The sequence below is a fragment of the Microbacterium sp. genome (genome assembly GCF_049661145.1).
Lineage (GTDB): Bacteria > Actinomycetota > Actinomycetes > Actinomycetales > Microbacteriaceae > Microbacterium.
The window spans coordinates 1-14407 of sequence record NZ_JBASZT010000454.1; the positions used below are offsets into that span (position 1 = coordinate 1).

General features: G+C 68.6%; 16 protein-coding genes. 11 read left to right on the forward strand and 5 right to left on the reverse strand.

What is annotated here, in order from left to right; genetic code table 11:
• Nucleotides 1–72 precede the first annotated feature (72 nt).
• The 4 genes from WBP48_RS18860 to WBP48_RS18875 all read left to right on the forward strand — a co-directional run bounded on the left by WBP48_RS18860 (nt 73) and on the right by WBP48_RS18875 (nt 2123).
• The gene (locus WBP48_RS18860; protein WP_424442352.1) at nt 73–480 is read left to right on the forward strand and encodes a hypothetical protein; all 408 of its coding nucleotides are present in this window, start codon (nt 73–75) and stop codon (nt 478–480) included.
• A 42-nt stretch (nt 481–522) separates the two neighbouring features.
• Nucleotides 523–855, forward strand: a complete 333-nt coding sequence (locus tag WBP48_RS18865; protein WP_424442354.1) for a PadR family transcriptional regulator — start codon at nt 523–525, stop codon at nt 853–855.
• Nucleotides 845–1444 carry a hypothetical protein gene (locus WBP48_RS18870; protein WP_424442355.1) on the forward strand — a complete coding sequence of 200 codons (600 nt, stop codon included), beginning with the start codon at nt 845–847 and terminating at the stop codon, nt 1442–1444. The genes WBP48_RS18865 and WBP48_RS18870 overlap by 11 nt, the downstream gene beginning before the upstream one ends.
• Before the next feature lie 259 nt (nt 1445–1703).
• Nucleotides 1704–2123, forward strand: a complete 420-nt coding sequence (locus tag WBP48_RS18875) for an NUDIX domain-containing protein (RefSeq protein WP_424442356.1) — start codon at nt 1704–1706, stop codon at nt 2121–2123.
• Between the two features lie 240 nt (nt 2124–2363).
• Here the strand turns inward: WBP48_RS18875 and WBP48_RS18880 are convergent, their stop codons facing one another.
• Complete coding sequence (locus tag WBP48_RS18880) at nt 2364–3947, reverse strand: helix-turn-helix domain-containing protein (protein ID WP_424442358.1); 1584 nt, start codon at nt 3945–3947, stop codon at nt 2364–2366.
• Between the two features lie 162 nt (nt 3948–4109).
• Here WBP48_RS18880 and WBP48_RS18885 point away from each other — a divergent pair, with 162 nt between their 5' ends.
• The 3 genes from WBP48_RS18885 (at nt 4110) to WBP48_RS18895 (ending at nt 8229) form a co-directional block, all read left to right on the forward strand.
• Nucleotides 4110–5810 (forward strand): siderophore-interacting protein, encoded by a 1701-nt coding sequence (locus WBP48_RS18885; RefSeq protein ID WP_424442360.1) that lies wholly within the window; start codon nt 4110–4112, stop codon nt 5808–5810.
• A gap of 246 nt (nt 5811–6056) precedes the next feature.
• The gene (locus tag WBP48_RS18890) at nt 6057–7094 is read left to right on the forward strand and encodes an ABC transporter substrate-binding protein (protein WP_424442362.1); all 1038 of its coding nucleotides are present in this window, start codon (nt 6057–6059) and stop codon (nt 7092–7094) included.
• A 154-nt stretch (nt 7095–7248) separates the two neighbouring features.
• A complete protein-coding gene (locus tag WBP48_RS18895) occupies nt 7249–8229 on the forward strand; it encodes a FecCD family ABC transporter permease (RefSeq protein ID WP_424442363.1) in 981 nt (326 codons plus the stop codon).
• Nucleotides 8230–8240: 11 nt separating this feature from the next.
• On the opposite strand, the gene WBP48_RS18900 is transcribed toward WBP48_RS18895, so the two are convergent.
• A complete protein-coding gene (locus WBP48_RS18900; RefSeq protein WP_424442364.1) occupies nt 8241–8579 on the reverse strand; it encodes a HepT-like ribonuclease domain-containing protein in 339 nt (112 codons plus the stop codon).
• Entirely contained in the window at nt 8576–8953 is a 378-nt protein-coding gene (locus tag WBP48_RS18905) for a nucleotidyltransferase family protein (protein WP_424442365.1), read from the reverse strand. Before WBP48_RS18905 ends, WBP48_RS18900 begins: the two co-directional genes overlap by 4 nt.
• A gap of 120 nt (nt 8954–9073) precedes the next feature.
• Between WBP48_RS18905 and WBP48_RS18910 the strand changes: the two genes are divergently transcribed.
• On the forward strand, nt 9074–10138 hold the full coding sequence (locus tag WBP48_RS18910) for a FecCD family ABC transporter permease (protein WP_424442366.1): 1065 nt from the start codon (nt 9074–9076) through the stop codon (nt 10136–10138).
• Nucleotides 10139–10250: 112 nt separating this feature from the next.
• On the opposite strand, the gene WBP48_RS18915 is transcribed toward WBP48_RS18910, so the two are convergent.
• Nucleotides 10251–10484, reverse strand: coding sequence for a helix-turn-helix domain-containing protein (locus WBP48_RS18915; protein WP_424442367.1), 234 nt, complete (start codon nt 10482–10484; stop codon nt 10251–10253).
• Between the two features lie 13 nt (nt 10485–10497).
• Nucleotides 10498–10716, reverse strand: coding sequence for a hypothetical protein (locus tag WBP48_RS18920; protein ID WP_424442368.1), 219 nt, complete (start codon nt 10714–10716; stop codon nt 10498–10500).
• Nucleotides 10717–11165: 449 nt separating this feature from the next.
• On the opposite strand from WBP48_RS18920, the gene WBP48_RS18925 reads away from it, so the two are divergent.
• The 3 genes from WBP48_RS18925 to WBP48_RS18935 all read left to right on the forward strand — a co-directional run.
• Nucleotides 11166–12038, forward strand: coding sequence for an ABC transporter ATP-binding protein (locus WBP48_RS18925; RefSeq protein ID WP_424442369.1), 873 nt, complete (start codon nt 11166–11168; stop codon nt 12036–12038).
• On the forward strand, nt 12031–13257 hold the full coding sequence (locus WBP48_RS18930; RefSeq protein WP_424442371.1) for an alpha/beta hydrolase: 1227 nt from the start codon (nt 12031–12033) through the stop codon (nt 13255–13257). Before WBP48_RS18925 ends, WBP48_RS18930 begins: the two co-directional genes overlap by 8 nt.
• The coding region (locus WBP48_RS18935; RefSeq protein ID WP_424442372.1) for an ABC transporter transmembrane domain-containing protein at nt 13254–14407 on the forward strand (1154 nt) is incomplete at its 3' end. The genes WBP48_RS18930 and WBP48_RS18935, both read left to right, overlap by 4 nt.

Genomic DNA, 14407 nt, shown 5'->3' on the forward strand with positions numbered 1-14407 from the left:
GTGTAACGCGAACGCCCCGGGCCGCCGTGGCTCGCGATCGCCGCGCTGACGCTTCCGGTCTGCGCGCTCTCGGTGCAACTCGCGGGCCCGGCGCTTGCCGCGGCCAGTCGCGATACGGCGATCGCGAGCAGCGGCGAGATCATCCGAGACATCGAGGACCACCGCGGCGACGACGGGACGTATCCACTCTCACTTCAGGCGGTGTGGCACGACTACCCGGCGGGCGTCGTCGGCATCGCCCCGTACGAATACGCGCGCGCCGCCGATGCCTATCAGCTCGCCTTCAAGGTTCCGCGCATGCTCCTGGACGACCTCGGTGCGCGTGAACTGGTCGTCTACCATCCCGGCGGGGACGCTGGCATCGTCAGTCATGACTCGTGGATCCTGCTGCTCGGCCCGTCAGAGCTGGCGTCATCGCCGGGCTGGTTCTCCCGCGAGCCTCTCGAGCAGCCGGGCTGGGTGTCGTTCCTGTTCGACTGATGCGAGCTTGACATGACCTCGCGTGAGCCAGACGATCGCCGTGTGCCCAAGCCGCTCACGCCCGCCGTGTTCCATATCCTCGTCGCCCTCGCCGACGGCGATCTGCACGGCTACGCCATCATGAAGCGCGTCGAAACGGATTCGGACGGAGCATTGACGATGGGACCGGGAACCCTGTACGGCGCGCTGAACCGCATGATGGATGCCGGACTGGTGCGCGAGACAGGGGTGCAGGACGTCGCGGACCAGCGTCGCATCCACTACACGCTGACGGATGCCGGACGGGTGGCGCTGTCGGTCGAGGTCGCGCGCCTGAGACAGGCGGTCGCGCTCACCCGGTCGATCCCGGCGCGGACGGTGCCCCGTGCCACGTGAGGCGCGCAAGCGCTGGCACGCCGCGTTCGCGTCCGCCGTACGCCTCTACCCACGCGCGTTCCGCACCCGGCATTCGCGCGCCATGGAGGACGCCTTCCTCGACAGCTATGACGCGCACGTCTCTGAAGGCCGATCAGTGTCACGGATGCTGCTGCACACCGGGATGGATCTGCTGTCGAGCATCGTCCGAGAGCGCTCCGCCGCTGCGGTCGCGTCCGTGCGCGGCTCACCGCTCGCGTTCGCATTGCTGGGACTCATGCACGTCGCCCCGCTCCTCCTGCTCAACGCGGTCGTCGGTGCCCGCATCGAGCCGCTCTTCTCCCTCATCCGCCCTGGCAGCCGCACATCACCACAGGAGCTGGTCGTGCTGTCGCTCGCCCTGGTGCTGATCCTGGTCGGCGCACTCGTGGCGGTCACACCGCTGCGGCGCGGTGGGCGTCGCCAAGGCCCGCGAGAACTCGGCGCGGCCGCGGTCGTTCTGGGCGGGACGTCCGCCGCCCTCCTCGTCGCACTCTTCGTCGCGCTCGCCGCCGCGTTCGGATCGGAGATCGTTCGCTGCGACATCCTCGACGTGCCGAACTGCGACTGACGCACGACGCAGCAGCATTCATGTCGGTATCTCGGCGACATGACACCAGATGTCACGTGAAACCGTAGAACTCGCGACCTCGTCGTCTTCTTTGCTGCGACACTTCTCGGACGAGCCCGCCCCGATCCGCAGTGTCGATGTGTAGACGTGAAAGCCCTTCGATGTCGCCGACCCGGTGAGCTTCACCGAGCGCTTCGTGCACCTCGTCGGACCGGCCTGGTGCGTCCAAGGGCACAGCCGCGCGCGATGAGAGGATGCCATGAGCCCGAAGGAACGCGCTGTCTGCGTCTGTTTCGACGGCGACCGCGTGCTGTTGATGAGGCGGCGCAAGGCCGGCCGACGGTACACCGTGCTGCCCGGCGGCGGCATCGAGCCTGGGGAGACCCCCGGCGAGGCAGCGGTGCGCGAACTGGCCGAGGAGACCGGCCTCGCCGCGACCGTGACCCGCCACCTCGCCACCATCAACCACAGCGACCGGCGGGCTTACTACTTGATGTTGACGGCCGTGCCTGGCGAGCCGGCCCTGCGCGGACCAGAAGCCCTCGTGCAGAGTGACGACAATCAGTATTGGCCCGTCTGGACCCCGATCGCCGAGCTCGCCGACGAGCCGCTCGTGCCCGACGAGGCTCGAGAGATCGTGAAACGCGCCTTCGCGGAGGGCAGCGCCGGAGGCCGTTGAGGACGAACCACGCCACTCAGAAACCTCGGTGTGTCGCCGCGTTGGAGCTCACGGCTCGCCGCCCGCCTGTGTCATGCCGGCCGGGGGTGATGGACACTGGATGTCACGTCAGGCGAGCGTTCGAAGCGCGATCGGAGCGTCTTTGCCGTGACACTTTCCCGACCTCCACGTAGTTCGGCGCGCGGGTCGACCCGGTCCGTGTCCTGGACCAGCTGGCCGTCCGGCGCGAGACACCAGGGCCTACCTCCTCCCGGCCTCCCGCTCCAGATACTCGCGGGGCGAGAGCCCGTGGAAGCGGGAGAAGGCGGCGCTGAAGGTCGGCAGGTGGGCGTAGCCGACGCGGCGGGCGACGGCACTGGGTTTGGCGCCGCCGGCGAGCAGGTCACGCGCGATGCGCATGCGGGCCGCGTAGCGCCAGCGGGCGAAGCTCATCCCGGTCTGCTCGCGGAAGGCCCGGTGGACGGAGGCGGGCACGTCGAGCACCGGTTCGCCGGCCGCGCCGATACGGCGCAGGTATTCCATGGCCACGGCGCGCGCGGGGGAGTCGGTCGGCATCGGCACCGACAGCGCGCGCTGTGCCGCGACCTGTTCGGCGAAGAGATCGAGGATGCGGCGGGGATCGTAGCCGTGCGGGCGAAGCAGGGTTCTGGCGCTGATGGAGCAGAACATCAGATAGTCGTCCCACGCCGGTGAGAACGGCACCTGCAGCGGCTCGGTCAGCTGCAGGTCCGTGGTGTCGGCGTTCCCGAGCGGCAACGAGATGGAGTTCTCGCGGAGTCCGCTGGTGTGCTCGATCTCGGCGGGGATCCAGGTGGCCACGCCGCGTTGTCGTTCGTATCGTCGATCGCCGATGTCGATGTAGCCGCTGCCGCGATAGATCCAGCTGAGCACATGGGACTCGTTGGCGTGCGTCGGCGTCTCGACCGGAGGAAGTAGCTCCGGGGCGGTGGCGGATGCGTCGGCTCCTCGGAGTATGCGCACGAGGTCGTCGGCCTGGCGGTCCTTTGCTGCGCGTCCAGTCGGAGCGCGAGCGGCGAGCTGTCTCGCGAACTCATGGGGCGTCGGCCCGAACCGCTGCTGAAACGCGCGCCGGAAGCCGCCGCGGCTGGCGAACCCCACTCGCGCGGCGACCTGATCGACCTCGTACCCGGCGGCCAGGAGCTCGACGGCAGCGGTCAGCCGGCATCCCAGCCGCCACTGCTCGAAGGTGAGCCCGGTGTCGGCGAGGAAGTCGCGCAACAGGGTGCGGGGGCTGGATGCCACGCGGGCTGCCCACTCCTGGATGCTGAGGCTCTGCGCGGGGTCGCGAAGCAGCGCTTCGGCCACCGTCCTCGCCGCTGCGGCCTTCGGCAGCACGGGCGGATCGAGCGGCGCGGCGCGTTCGTCTCTCCACGCGGGTGCCGGCGGCCGGGAGCCGGGGCGCCGAAGGAGTTCGGCGATCATGTCCTGGGAGTACCCGCGACCGCGGAACGGTGTGACCTGCAGGTTGAAGTACTGGATCAGCCAGCTCTGCCAGTCATCGGGAACCGTGAACCGCGTCGGCTCGTCAGGTGCGCCCAGATCGCGCCCCGCGTCGGGCCAGTAGGGGAAGGCGACGGTACCCGGTTCTGTGACGACCGTGTGATGGTTCCAGCTGTTCGCGGGGATCCAGATGCCGTTCCCGCCGGTGAGGTGGATCGCCGGGGCGTCATCGATGCTCACGTGTGCGGTGCCGGTACGGACCCAGATCAACGCATGACCGTGGTGCTGCACCAGCCCGGTACGTGCGGCCGCAGTCGCCGGCGGGCTGCTCCGGCTCCCAAGGGAGGGAAGAGAATCGGTCACCTCCTAACTATATGGCGAGCGAAGAACCCACACCCAGGTGAGGGTTACCTAACCTGGTCGAGGCCTCCATGTCGATGACGGCGCGCGGCCCTCTCCCGATGCGATCAGAAAGCGCCTTCCCTCAGCATGCCGAAGACCTCACGCCAGATCACCGTGCGCCCGATGACTCTCCGGGAGGTCGCAGTGGCCCGTGCGATCGACGTGACACCGGGAATGCGGCGCGTGACGCTCGTCGGCGCTCAGCTTGAGGCATTCACTGCAGCGGATGGCTCGTCGCAACCGCCGTTCGACTCGACGGGCTTCGATGACGACATCCGGCTGCTCTTCCCGTACCCCGGCGAGACCGAGCCGGTGCTTCCGGCGCAGAACGGCAGAACGCTCGATCATCCGAGAGACCCGCGGCCGCTCTCGAAGGTCTACACCGTTCGCCGTTGGAACCCCGAGACACGCGAGCTCGACATCGATTTCGTCAAGCACGGCATCGGCATCGCGACCACCTGGGCGTATCGCGCGCAGCCGGGCGACCGCATCCACTTCTTTGGCCCATCGGTGTCGCGCGCGCTTCCCCAGGATGCCGACTGGCTGCTCGTCGCCGGCGACGACACCGCCCTCCCGGCCATCGCGCGGCTCCTGGAAGAGCTGCCCGACGATGCGCGCGCCCAGGTGTTCATCGAGGTCGCCGAGGATCCGCATCGACAGGACCTCCGCCCGGTCGTTGAGCGAGCGCAGCGAGACGAAACGTCGCACATCGAGATCACCTGGCTCTCCCGCAACGGCGCCGCAGCCGGCACGACCACGCTCCTGCGCGACGCGGTCAAGGTCGCCGACTGGTGGGAGGGCCGCCCGTTCGCCTGGGTAGCCGGTGAGCACTCCGCCGTGCGCGATCTGCGCCGTCACCTCGTGGAAGACCGCGGGATGCCGAAGGCCGACATCGAGTTCACCGGGTATTGGCGCCGCGGTGAGGCGGTTGCCTCCGAAACGGACGCCGCAGTGCCTGACCTCGAGAAGACGGTTCACCCATACACCAGGGCGCACGACCTGACCGAGCTCGTGCCGCCGCTCGCCATCCGCACGGCCATCGAACTGAGCGTTTTCGACCTGATCTCCCGCGGCGTCACGAGCGTCAGCGACCTCGCTACGAGGTCCGGGAGCGACGAACGCGCGCTCGGCAAGCTCCTGCGGTACCTGCGTACCCTCGACATCCTGAAGCAGTCCGAGCCTGGGCGCTACCAACTGGCTCCGGTGGGCGAAGTGCTGACCAACGAGTTCTTGGTCGATGCCCTGCACCCCGAAGGAATCAGCGGGCGTGGAACGCTCGGGCTCTTCGGGCTGACCGAGTCGATTCGCACCGGCCAGTCGGCGTACGCCTCGGTCACCGGCAGGTCGTTCGCCGAGATCGAGGCCGACCCGGTGCATGTCGCCGAGTTGCTGGAGCGAAGCGCCCGGTTCGCCGATCACCTCGCGCCGGCACTCGCCGAGCTGCCGGCGCTCGCGGCGGCAACGCAGATCGTCGTCCGCTCGAAGGGTGCGAACAGCGAAGCGCGAGAGATCACGGCCGCCAACCCGAACGCGCACGTCACGATCGCCGCACCGCCGGCGCATGTGGAGTGGCTGCGTCGCGATCTGCCCGACTCGGTACCGGATGCCGCGCAGCGCGACAGGATCAGCATCGTCGAGTCCGCGCCGACCGATCCGGCACCGGCCGCCGACGTCGCCCTGCTGGTGTACGCGATCGGTGCACTGGACGACATCACGGCCGCAGAGGCGCTGCGCGCCGCCGCCGTCAATCTGGCGCCGACGGGCCGCGTGCTGCTGGTCGAGCACACCTTCGACACCGATGACTTGGACGAGCACGACGGCTAGGCCGACCTGATCGGCCTGACCCGCGACGGCACCGGTCTGCGCACGCCGGAAGAACTCGACGCCGTCATCGCCCGAGCCGGCCTCGCCCGCCACGAGACGCACACCGTCGGCTGGGGCGCCACCATCCACGAACTCGAACGCCGCCCACCGGTGGTCGAGCAGCGGCGCCCCCAACCGGTGGTTGAGTAGCCGCCACAGGCGGCGTATCGAAACCACACACCCGTTACCAAGAGAGGAACACCACCCATGACCCGAACCAGACGAGGCGCCGCGCTGATCGCCAGCGCACTCGCCGCCGCCCTGCTGCTCGCCGGCTGCGGCGCAGGCGAACCCGACACGGACAGCACCGACGCGGCATCTGGCGGCAACACCGGTGGCGATGCCTTCCCGGTGACGATCGACGCTGCGTACGGCGAAGTCAGCGTGAAGGAGAAGCCTGAGCGGATCTTCGTGTTCAGCGCTCGCAATCTCGAGCTCTTGTCCTACCTCGGGGAAGAGCCGTACGTTTTCAATAATGGGCCTCTGACCGGAGAAGAGTTCCTGGAGCGCCTGCCGTATCTGGACGACGCCCTCACGACGGAACCCGATCCCAGTCTCTACGACATGGGAGAGTACTCGCTCGATGCTGAAGCGATCGCCGCGTTCGAGCCCGATCTCATCCTGGCGGATGTCTGGAATGTTGACGAGCAGGCTTACCAGCAGCTCGCACAGATCGCGCCGACCTTTGTCGGACTCAAGGCCGGAGACTGGACCTCGTGGCAGGACACTCTCACCTCATTCGCGACGCTGACCGGCCACGACCCCGACGCGGCACTGGCCGAGGTCGAGGCGGAGCTTGATACGGCGTTTGAGACGGCGGCTGATCGTCTTCCTGGGCTTCAAGGTGCCACTTATCAGGTTGTAACGATCGATGATGAGGGGTTCGGCGTTGGCCCCTTTGATGACGGCGTTGACGTAGACACCCGTCTCGGGCTCGTCGCGGCGAAAGGGTACGAAGAGGGACGCCAGGCTTCGTGGGAGAACGTTGACACCCTTTCCGCGGACGTGTTGTTCGTCGGATCCGCAGGGTCCCTGAGCGACGAGGCCGTCGAAGAGGGATTTACCCGGTTGCGGGAAGATCCGAGGTTTGCGGAGCTGCCCGCGGTGAAAAATGGAGCCGTGGTTTGGCTTACGCGCGATGAGGTCGCGGCGATTACCGCGGTTACGCCGGGGGGCCTCACGTGGTGGCTGGAGCAAACTGTGCCCCGGTTGGAGGAGTCGGCGTTGAACCAGAGCGCTCAGTGACCATCCGCCTGTGCCCGACCGCCGCACCATCCCGGTGGCCGGGCACGGGCGCGCTCGGAGGGCGATGCATCCGATGACTCTACGAAACCGGCCCGCGGCGGGGATGGCCGTTGCTACAGAAGATACGAGACATGTCCCACCTGTCCAGCGGCGCATGCTCGGCCTGATCATCGCGACCGTCGTGCTGGTGGTGTTGCTGCTGTTGAGTATCGCTGTCGGTTCGAAGAACATCCCGCTCGAAGTCGTGCTTGAGTCGTTGCGGCACAACACCGGCGAAGGTGACAACTACGTCATCTGGAGTCTGCGCATCCCCCGCACGGCGGCGGGTCTCGCTGTCGGTATCTCGCTCGGCGTGGCTGGTGCGTTGATCCAGGCCCTCACCCGCAACCCGCTGGCCGACCCCGGCATCCTCGGAGTCAACGCCGGCGCGGCGTTCTTCGTCACGATCAGCATTGCGGTGTTCGGGGTCACCTCGATCAACGGGTATGTCTGGTGGGCGTTCGCCGGCGCCCTCCTGGTGACGGTGGCGGTGTATCTGATCGGGTCGGCCGGGCGCGGTGGTGCCGGCCCGGTCCAGCTCACCCTCGCCGGCGTCGCGCTGGCGGCCGTGCTCGGTGGGATTGTGACCGCGATGGTGCTGGTCGACCCGCTGACCTTCGACCGGATGCGCCACTGGGGTGCGGGCAGCATCGTCAACCGGGGGTGGGACATCCTGCTTCCGGTTGCCCCTTTCCTGATCGTCGGGGTCGTGCTGGCGGCGCTGGGCACCTCGGCGCTGAACTCGATTGCCCTCGGTGATGACCTCGCGAGGTCGCTGGGGGTGAACATCGTCCGCACCCGGGTGCTCGTCATCATCGCGGTGACGCTGCTGGCAGGCGGGGCGACCGCGATCGCGGGGCCGATCGGATTCGTGGGGCTGATGGTGCCGCACGTGGCGCGCTGGTTCGTCGGCCCCGACCAGCGCTGGATCTTCGCCTACACCCTCGTGCTCGCACCCGCGCTGATGCTTACCGCCGATCTGGTCGGCCGCACGATCATCGCGCCGGGGGAGTTCCCGGTCGGCATCGTAATGGCATTCGTCGGCGCCCCCGTGCTGATCTACCTGGTCCGTCGCAAGAAGGTGAGCGGACTGTGAGCGGACAGCCGCTAGTCGCCCTGAAGGCGGGCGAACTCCTCGCGCAATACTCGCTCGAACTCGGGAAGTTCGTTGTCGACAGTGGCACGAACCCGGTCATCGTCAACCCAGTGGTAAGCGTGCGCAAGCACATTGCGGGTCGCCTTGATCGTTTGCCACTCGGCCGGAAACAAACGCTCGCCGAGGGTCGGGTCGCCGCCGTTCAGCACATCGATTGCCGCGCTCAGCCGAATGCTTATCGCATCGATGACGATTTCCTCATCCAGCGTGCCCCGAGCGAGATGACGATGGATCGCGTCAACGTGCTCCAGCGCCACCGCAATTCGCTCGGCGTTAGTTTGACGACTCACAGCGGCACCGCATCGGCGAGGGCGCTGGGGCGTACCGCGTTGAGGAGCGCCTTATCGGGTACCACATCGACCTTGGTGCCGAGGATGTCGGCGAGCTCGAGCTGCAGACGACTCAGCCCGAACAGGCCCATCCCCTTCGGAGCCTCGATCAGAATGTCGAGGTCGCTCTGGCTATCGGCGTCGCCGCGGGCGACCGAGCCGAACACGCGCGGATTGGTTGCGCCGTGCCGAGCGAGCACTGCGAGCAGTTCCTCGCGGTGCCGATCGATCAACGCGCGCAACTCAATGCTGCGTCTCGTCGGGGTCTGCACGCCCATGACCCCAGAATACGGCACGTCCTCCAGCCCAGGGAGGCGCACGGCGTCGGCGGTCATGCCCCATCAGACGCGACGGAGCGGGCTGTGACGGGTCTCGATACGCCGCCTACGGCGGCTACTCGACTACCGGAGGGGACTCAGCATCCCGCACGGGTGGACTTCGGCTACCGTGCCGTAGTGGTCCGTGGCGGCGGTGTCGCCACCAGATTGCGGTTGCGCACCGCCCTGGTATGCGCGGTGATCGCCGCGCTGGCGATGGTCGGCACGGTGTGGGCGCTCATGCTCGGCGCCTATCCGATCAGTCTTTCCCAGATCTGGGCGGCGCTGATTGACGGCCCCGATGCCGGGTTCGCGCGCACCGTCGTGGTCGACTGGCGCGCGCCCCGCGCCGTCGCGGCGCTGATCTTCGGCGCCGCGCTGGGCGCGTCCGGGGCGGTGTTCCAGTCGCTCACGCGCAACCCCCTGGCATCCCCCGACATCATCGGGTTCTCCGCCGGCTCCTTCACCGGGGCGCTCGTGGTGATCATCCTCATCCACGGCACCTACCTGCAACTCGCCGCAGGCGCGATCCTCGGCGGCATCGCGACGGCCGCGGCGGTCTACCTCCTGGCCTGGCGGCGCGGGGTGCAGGGATTCCGGCTCATCATCGTCGGCATCGGCATCAGCGCGATGCTCGGCTCGTTCAACACATGGCTCATGCTCAACGCCGAGCTCGAAGTCGCCATGAGTGCCGCCGTCTGGGGCGCCGGCTCCCTCAACGGGACCAGCTGGGACCAGGTGCTCTACGGCGGCACCCTCGTCGTGCTGCTCCTCGCCGGGATCGCGGGGCTCTCGCCGGGCCTGCGGCAGCTCGAACTCGGCGACGACGTCGCGAAGGCCACCGGCATCCGCGCCGAGCCGGTTCGACTGGGGCTCATGGTGCTGGGCGTCGCCCTCGTCGCGGTGGTCACCGCCGCTGCGGGGCCGATCTCGTTCATCGCTCTCGCCGCGCCGCAGATCGCGCGCCGGATCGCGCGTACTCCCGGCGTCACCGTCGCCCCCGCCGCGGTGACCGGTGCGTTGCTCTTGGTCGCTGCGGACCTCATCGCCCAGCACGCGTTGCCCGTCGTGCTGCCGGTCGGCGTCGTCACCGTCGTCATCGGCGGCGCCTACCCGGTGTGGCTCATCATCCGCGAGGTCCGTCGAGGATCCCCGGGCATGAGCCGGAGCGTGCCGGCACCCGTGGAAGGAGCTCGCCCATGACGAGTGCATCTGGGTCTCTGAGTCCCTGGACGCGGCGGATGCCCGAACCTCACGTAGTCGCGCAGCACGCGCGAGAACAGAACGCCCGTGTCCGCGAAGACGACGGCGGAGGTCACTCGGTGTGGCCGAGTTCGTTGGAGAGCCGGGTCAGCTCCTCCATCGCTTCGCGCTGCGCCGTGTGCTGCTCGGCGCAGAAGGCCGTGACGGAGGCAACGGGGATACGGCGGTGGGTACCGACGAGGCGATGGGCGAGCCTGCCCTGCTCAATCAGCTTGTACACCTGGGGGCGGGAGACGCCGAGGATGGTCGCTGCTTCGTTCGGAGTGAACTCCGACTGCACGGGCACGACCACCGCCCCGTCAGCGGGGCAGCTCCAGCCGCTTGACATGCATACCCTCCAGATGCGCCACGGCGACCTTCGTCGCGTTGACCTCCTGCTGCACACCGTCGATCTTCGCGCCGAGCACGGCGAACTGCGCGTCCATGCGGACGATCATCCAGCCGAACCCGCCCGCAAGCGCGAAAAGAAGACCTACCCCGGTCAGGATGATCGCGATCATCTCAGCGGACACGTGCATACCCCCATTCTGACCCCAGAACGCGCGGATCGCGACCGTCTGGATCGCGACCGACCCTACGCGTCACCTCGGAAGCGATGCCCCCGAATCGGCGAATCTGTGGACAACTCGCGAAAGACCGCACCTGTGGACAAATCCGCCGCGCCCTCGATAGTTGAGCGACCGATCGCACAGCGATCCCGCGCTGGTGTGCGCGGTGATCGCCGGACTGGCGGTCGCGGGTACGGTGTGCCCGCGCGCCACAGCCGATCGACGGGCATCACATGCACTCGCTCCACGAAGGTGTACGAGCGGCTGCCGGTGCCGAAGGCGGTGCCGCCGACGAACCGGTCCCCCAGCAGTTCGCGGACGACGGACAGTCGCCACATTCGAACTACCAAAAACGCAGGGCTTCAACTATGAAAAACGCATCACCCGAGATGGGAAGACGCCCCGGCGAGGAGCACACTATGGACATCTCTGAGGCCGTCAGCGCCGCGACGACCATCGACCCCCGCCTCCACGTGGACGCAGCCACGATCGGGTACGACAAGCGGGTCATCAGCGACCGTCTGTCCGTGTCGATCCCTGACGAGTCGTTCACGGTCATCGTCGGTCCGAACGCGTGCGGCAAGTCCACCCTGTTGCGCGGACTCTCACGACTGTTGAAGCCGTCTACCGGTGAAGTGATCCTCGACGGTGCGGACATCCAGTCGTACAAGGCGAAAGAAGTCGCCCGGCGGATCGGATTGCTGCCGCAAACCGCCATCGCACCCGACGGGATCACCGTCGCCGATCTGGTCGCGCGGGGCAGGTACCCGTATCAGAAGCTCATCCGACAGTGGACGGAAGCCGACGAGCAGGCCGTCGCCGACGCGATGGCCGCGACGAACGTCACCGAGCTGTCCGGCCGGCTCGTGGACGAGCTCTCCGGCGGGCAGCGGCAGCGCGTGTGGGTGGCGATGGCGCTCGCGCAAGAAACCGGCATCCTGCTGCTCGACGAGCCCACCACGTTCCTCGACATCACGCACCAGATCGAGCTGCTCGAGCTGTTCACCGACCTGAACCACGACGGCCGCACGCTCGTTGCCGTGCTGCACGACCTGAACCATGCCGCCCGCTACGGCACCCACCTCATCGCCATGAAGGACGGCGAGGTCGTCGCCGAGGGCGCCCCGGAGGAGATCGTCACGGAAGAGATGGTCGAGGATGTCTTCGGGCTGCGTTGTCTGGTGGTTCCCGATCCGGTCGCGGGCACCCCGCAGGTGGTGCCGCTGGGACGCGAGCGAACCCGGCGGCAGTCCGCTGACGACAAAGGAGCAGAGAGCACGAGAGGTGGCTGAGCCGTTCGTCGAGAATCTCTCGACCGGCGAGTGGAGCGCTGAGACATTCAGGCGACACCTTGAGGAGGCGGGCACTCCGCTGGTGGAGCGGGTCTCCGCGGATGAGGCGGACGTGACGTTCGTCGACGAGTCCCGGCCCGAGACGACGACCCGCCTCTCCGTCGTGATCGGTCCCGTCACCGGCCGCAACCCGGTCGGCACGGAGTTCACGGACGTGCCCGGAACGCCGTTTCGGACGCTCACGCTGCGGATGCGTTCCGATCTGCGCTTCGGGTACGTGTTCACGCGGCGCGGCCCGGCGGGGGAGGAGGAGGTTCCTGATCCATTCAATCCGCCGCCGAGGTTCTCCGAGTACCCGGAGGAGAGGTTCTCGGGATCGTCGGTGGCCGTGCTGCCGGATGCCGCGCCGTTGCCGTGGCTGGAACGTGCCGAAGTGGGGCCTGCCCCCGCCATGGAGTCCGCGACGCTGGCGAGCGCGACCCTGGAGAACGAGCGCCGCATCTGGGTCTCGATGCCCCCGGGGTCGCACGGGAGCGGGCTGCCGTTCGTGATCCAGCTGGACGGGACGCCGCACCACAGCGCACCGAGCGTCCGCGACGCCCTCGTTGCGGCGGGAGCGATCCGGCCCTGCGCCGTGGTGCTCGTCGATCAGCTCGGCGACCAGCGCTACCGGGAGCTGCTCTGCAACCCCGCGTTCTCACGGATGCTGGTCGACGAACTGCTGCCGTGGCTGCGCGAGAGGTATCCGCTCTCGAACGACCCTGCCGATGTGGCGCTGGCCGGCGAGAGCTACGGCGGCCTGTGCGCCGCGTGGACGGCGCTGCATCACCCGGAGGCGTTCGGCAACGTCATCCTGCAGTCCCCGGCGTGCGGGTACCACGCCGGACTCGGGTGGGCGCACGGCACGAACGCCTTGCTGCGCCGTGCACCGGTTCCGACGCTCATGGCCGAGTACCTCGCTGCCGAACGTGCCCCGATCCGCATCTTCCACGACGTCGGCGAGCTGGAGGATGCCATCACGACGCACAGCCGCTGGTTCGATCAGGTGCTCCGCGCGAAAGGGTACGACACCCGCTATCTCGAGTTCGCCGGTGGACACGACTACGCCTGGTGGCGAGGACTCTTCGCCGACGCCCTGCAATGGTGCTTTCCGCCCGCGGGGCAAGCGCCCGCGGTGCCGTCGGACCGGCAGGATGCTGGCGGGACGGTGATCACATGAACACCGCGGCCGACACACTTGGCCGGGGGCCGTTGACCCGGTGGTTGCCGGTGCTCGGGCAAGCGCCGGACGCCCCGCCGCAGGCGGTGCCGTTTCCGGTGACGGCGAGCACGACCCCGGTGAGGTTTCAGCGGATGGTGCTGTTCTCGGCGAAGCGGTACACGGTGCCCGCGGCGGTGCTGTCGGTGGGGCATCAGGTCGGCGAGGCATTGGTGCCGGTGATCGCCGGGGTTGCGATCGACCAGGCCGTCGCCGCCGGCGACCCGGCCCGGCTGGTGTGGTGGCTGGGGGTGCTCGCGGTGGTCTACGTCGGGTTGTCGATGTCGGCCCGTTTCGCCGGGCGGCTGACGGCCCTGGCGACCGAGCGGGTGCAGCACCAGCTGCGTTCCACGCTCTCCCGGCGCGTGCTGCACCCGGACGGCACGGGCTCGGCGCCCCGGCCCGACGGGAGCGTGGTGTCGGTGATGACCAACGACATCGCTCGCATCGCGACGATGGGGCTGGTGGTGTTCGCCGTCGGGGAGCTGGCCGGCGTGATCTTCATCGCCGTCGCGCTGCTGCTGATCCACCCGCCGCTCGGGATCGTGGTGCTCATCGGGGCGCCGGTGGTGGTGTGGCTGATGGGCGTTCTCAGCGGCAACTACGCCCGCGTCTCGCGGGAGTACCAGACGCTCCTGGCCACCACCGTGGGTCGTGCGACCGACCTGGTGGCCGGATACCGGGTCATCCGCGGCATCCGTGCCGAGCAGGAGGCGACCCGCCGCTACCGCGCCGCGAGCCGCCAGACCCTGCATGGCGCCTACAAGTCGGTCGGGGTGCTGGGCCGGTTCCTGGCCGGGTCGGACACGATCAGCGGGGTGTTCATCGCCGGCATCGCCGTCCTTGCCGGGTGGTTCGCGCTCACCGGGCAGCTGAGTATCGGCGGGTTCATCGCGGCGGTCGGGCTCACCCAGGCCCTCCTGCCACCCATGGAGATGCTCGCCGGCAACGCCATACCCCTGTGGGCCTCCGCCGTCGCCTCCAGCGCCCGGGTGCTCGACCTGCTTCGACCGGAGGAGGCGAGGACGGATGCCGCAGCGCAGGCCGCGGCGGATGCCGAGAGCCTGCCGGACGCGGACGCCGGCGCGGGGGTGCCCGTCGTCGAGGTGGC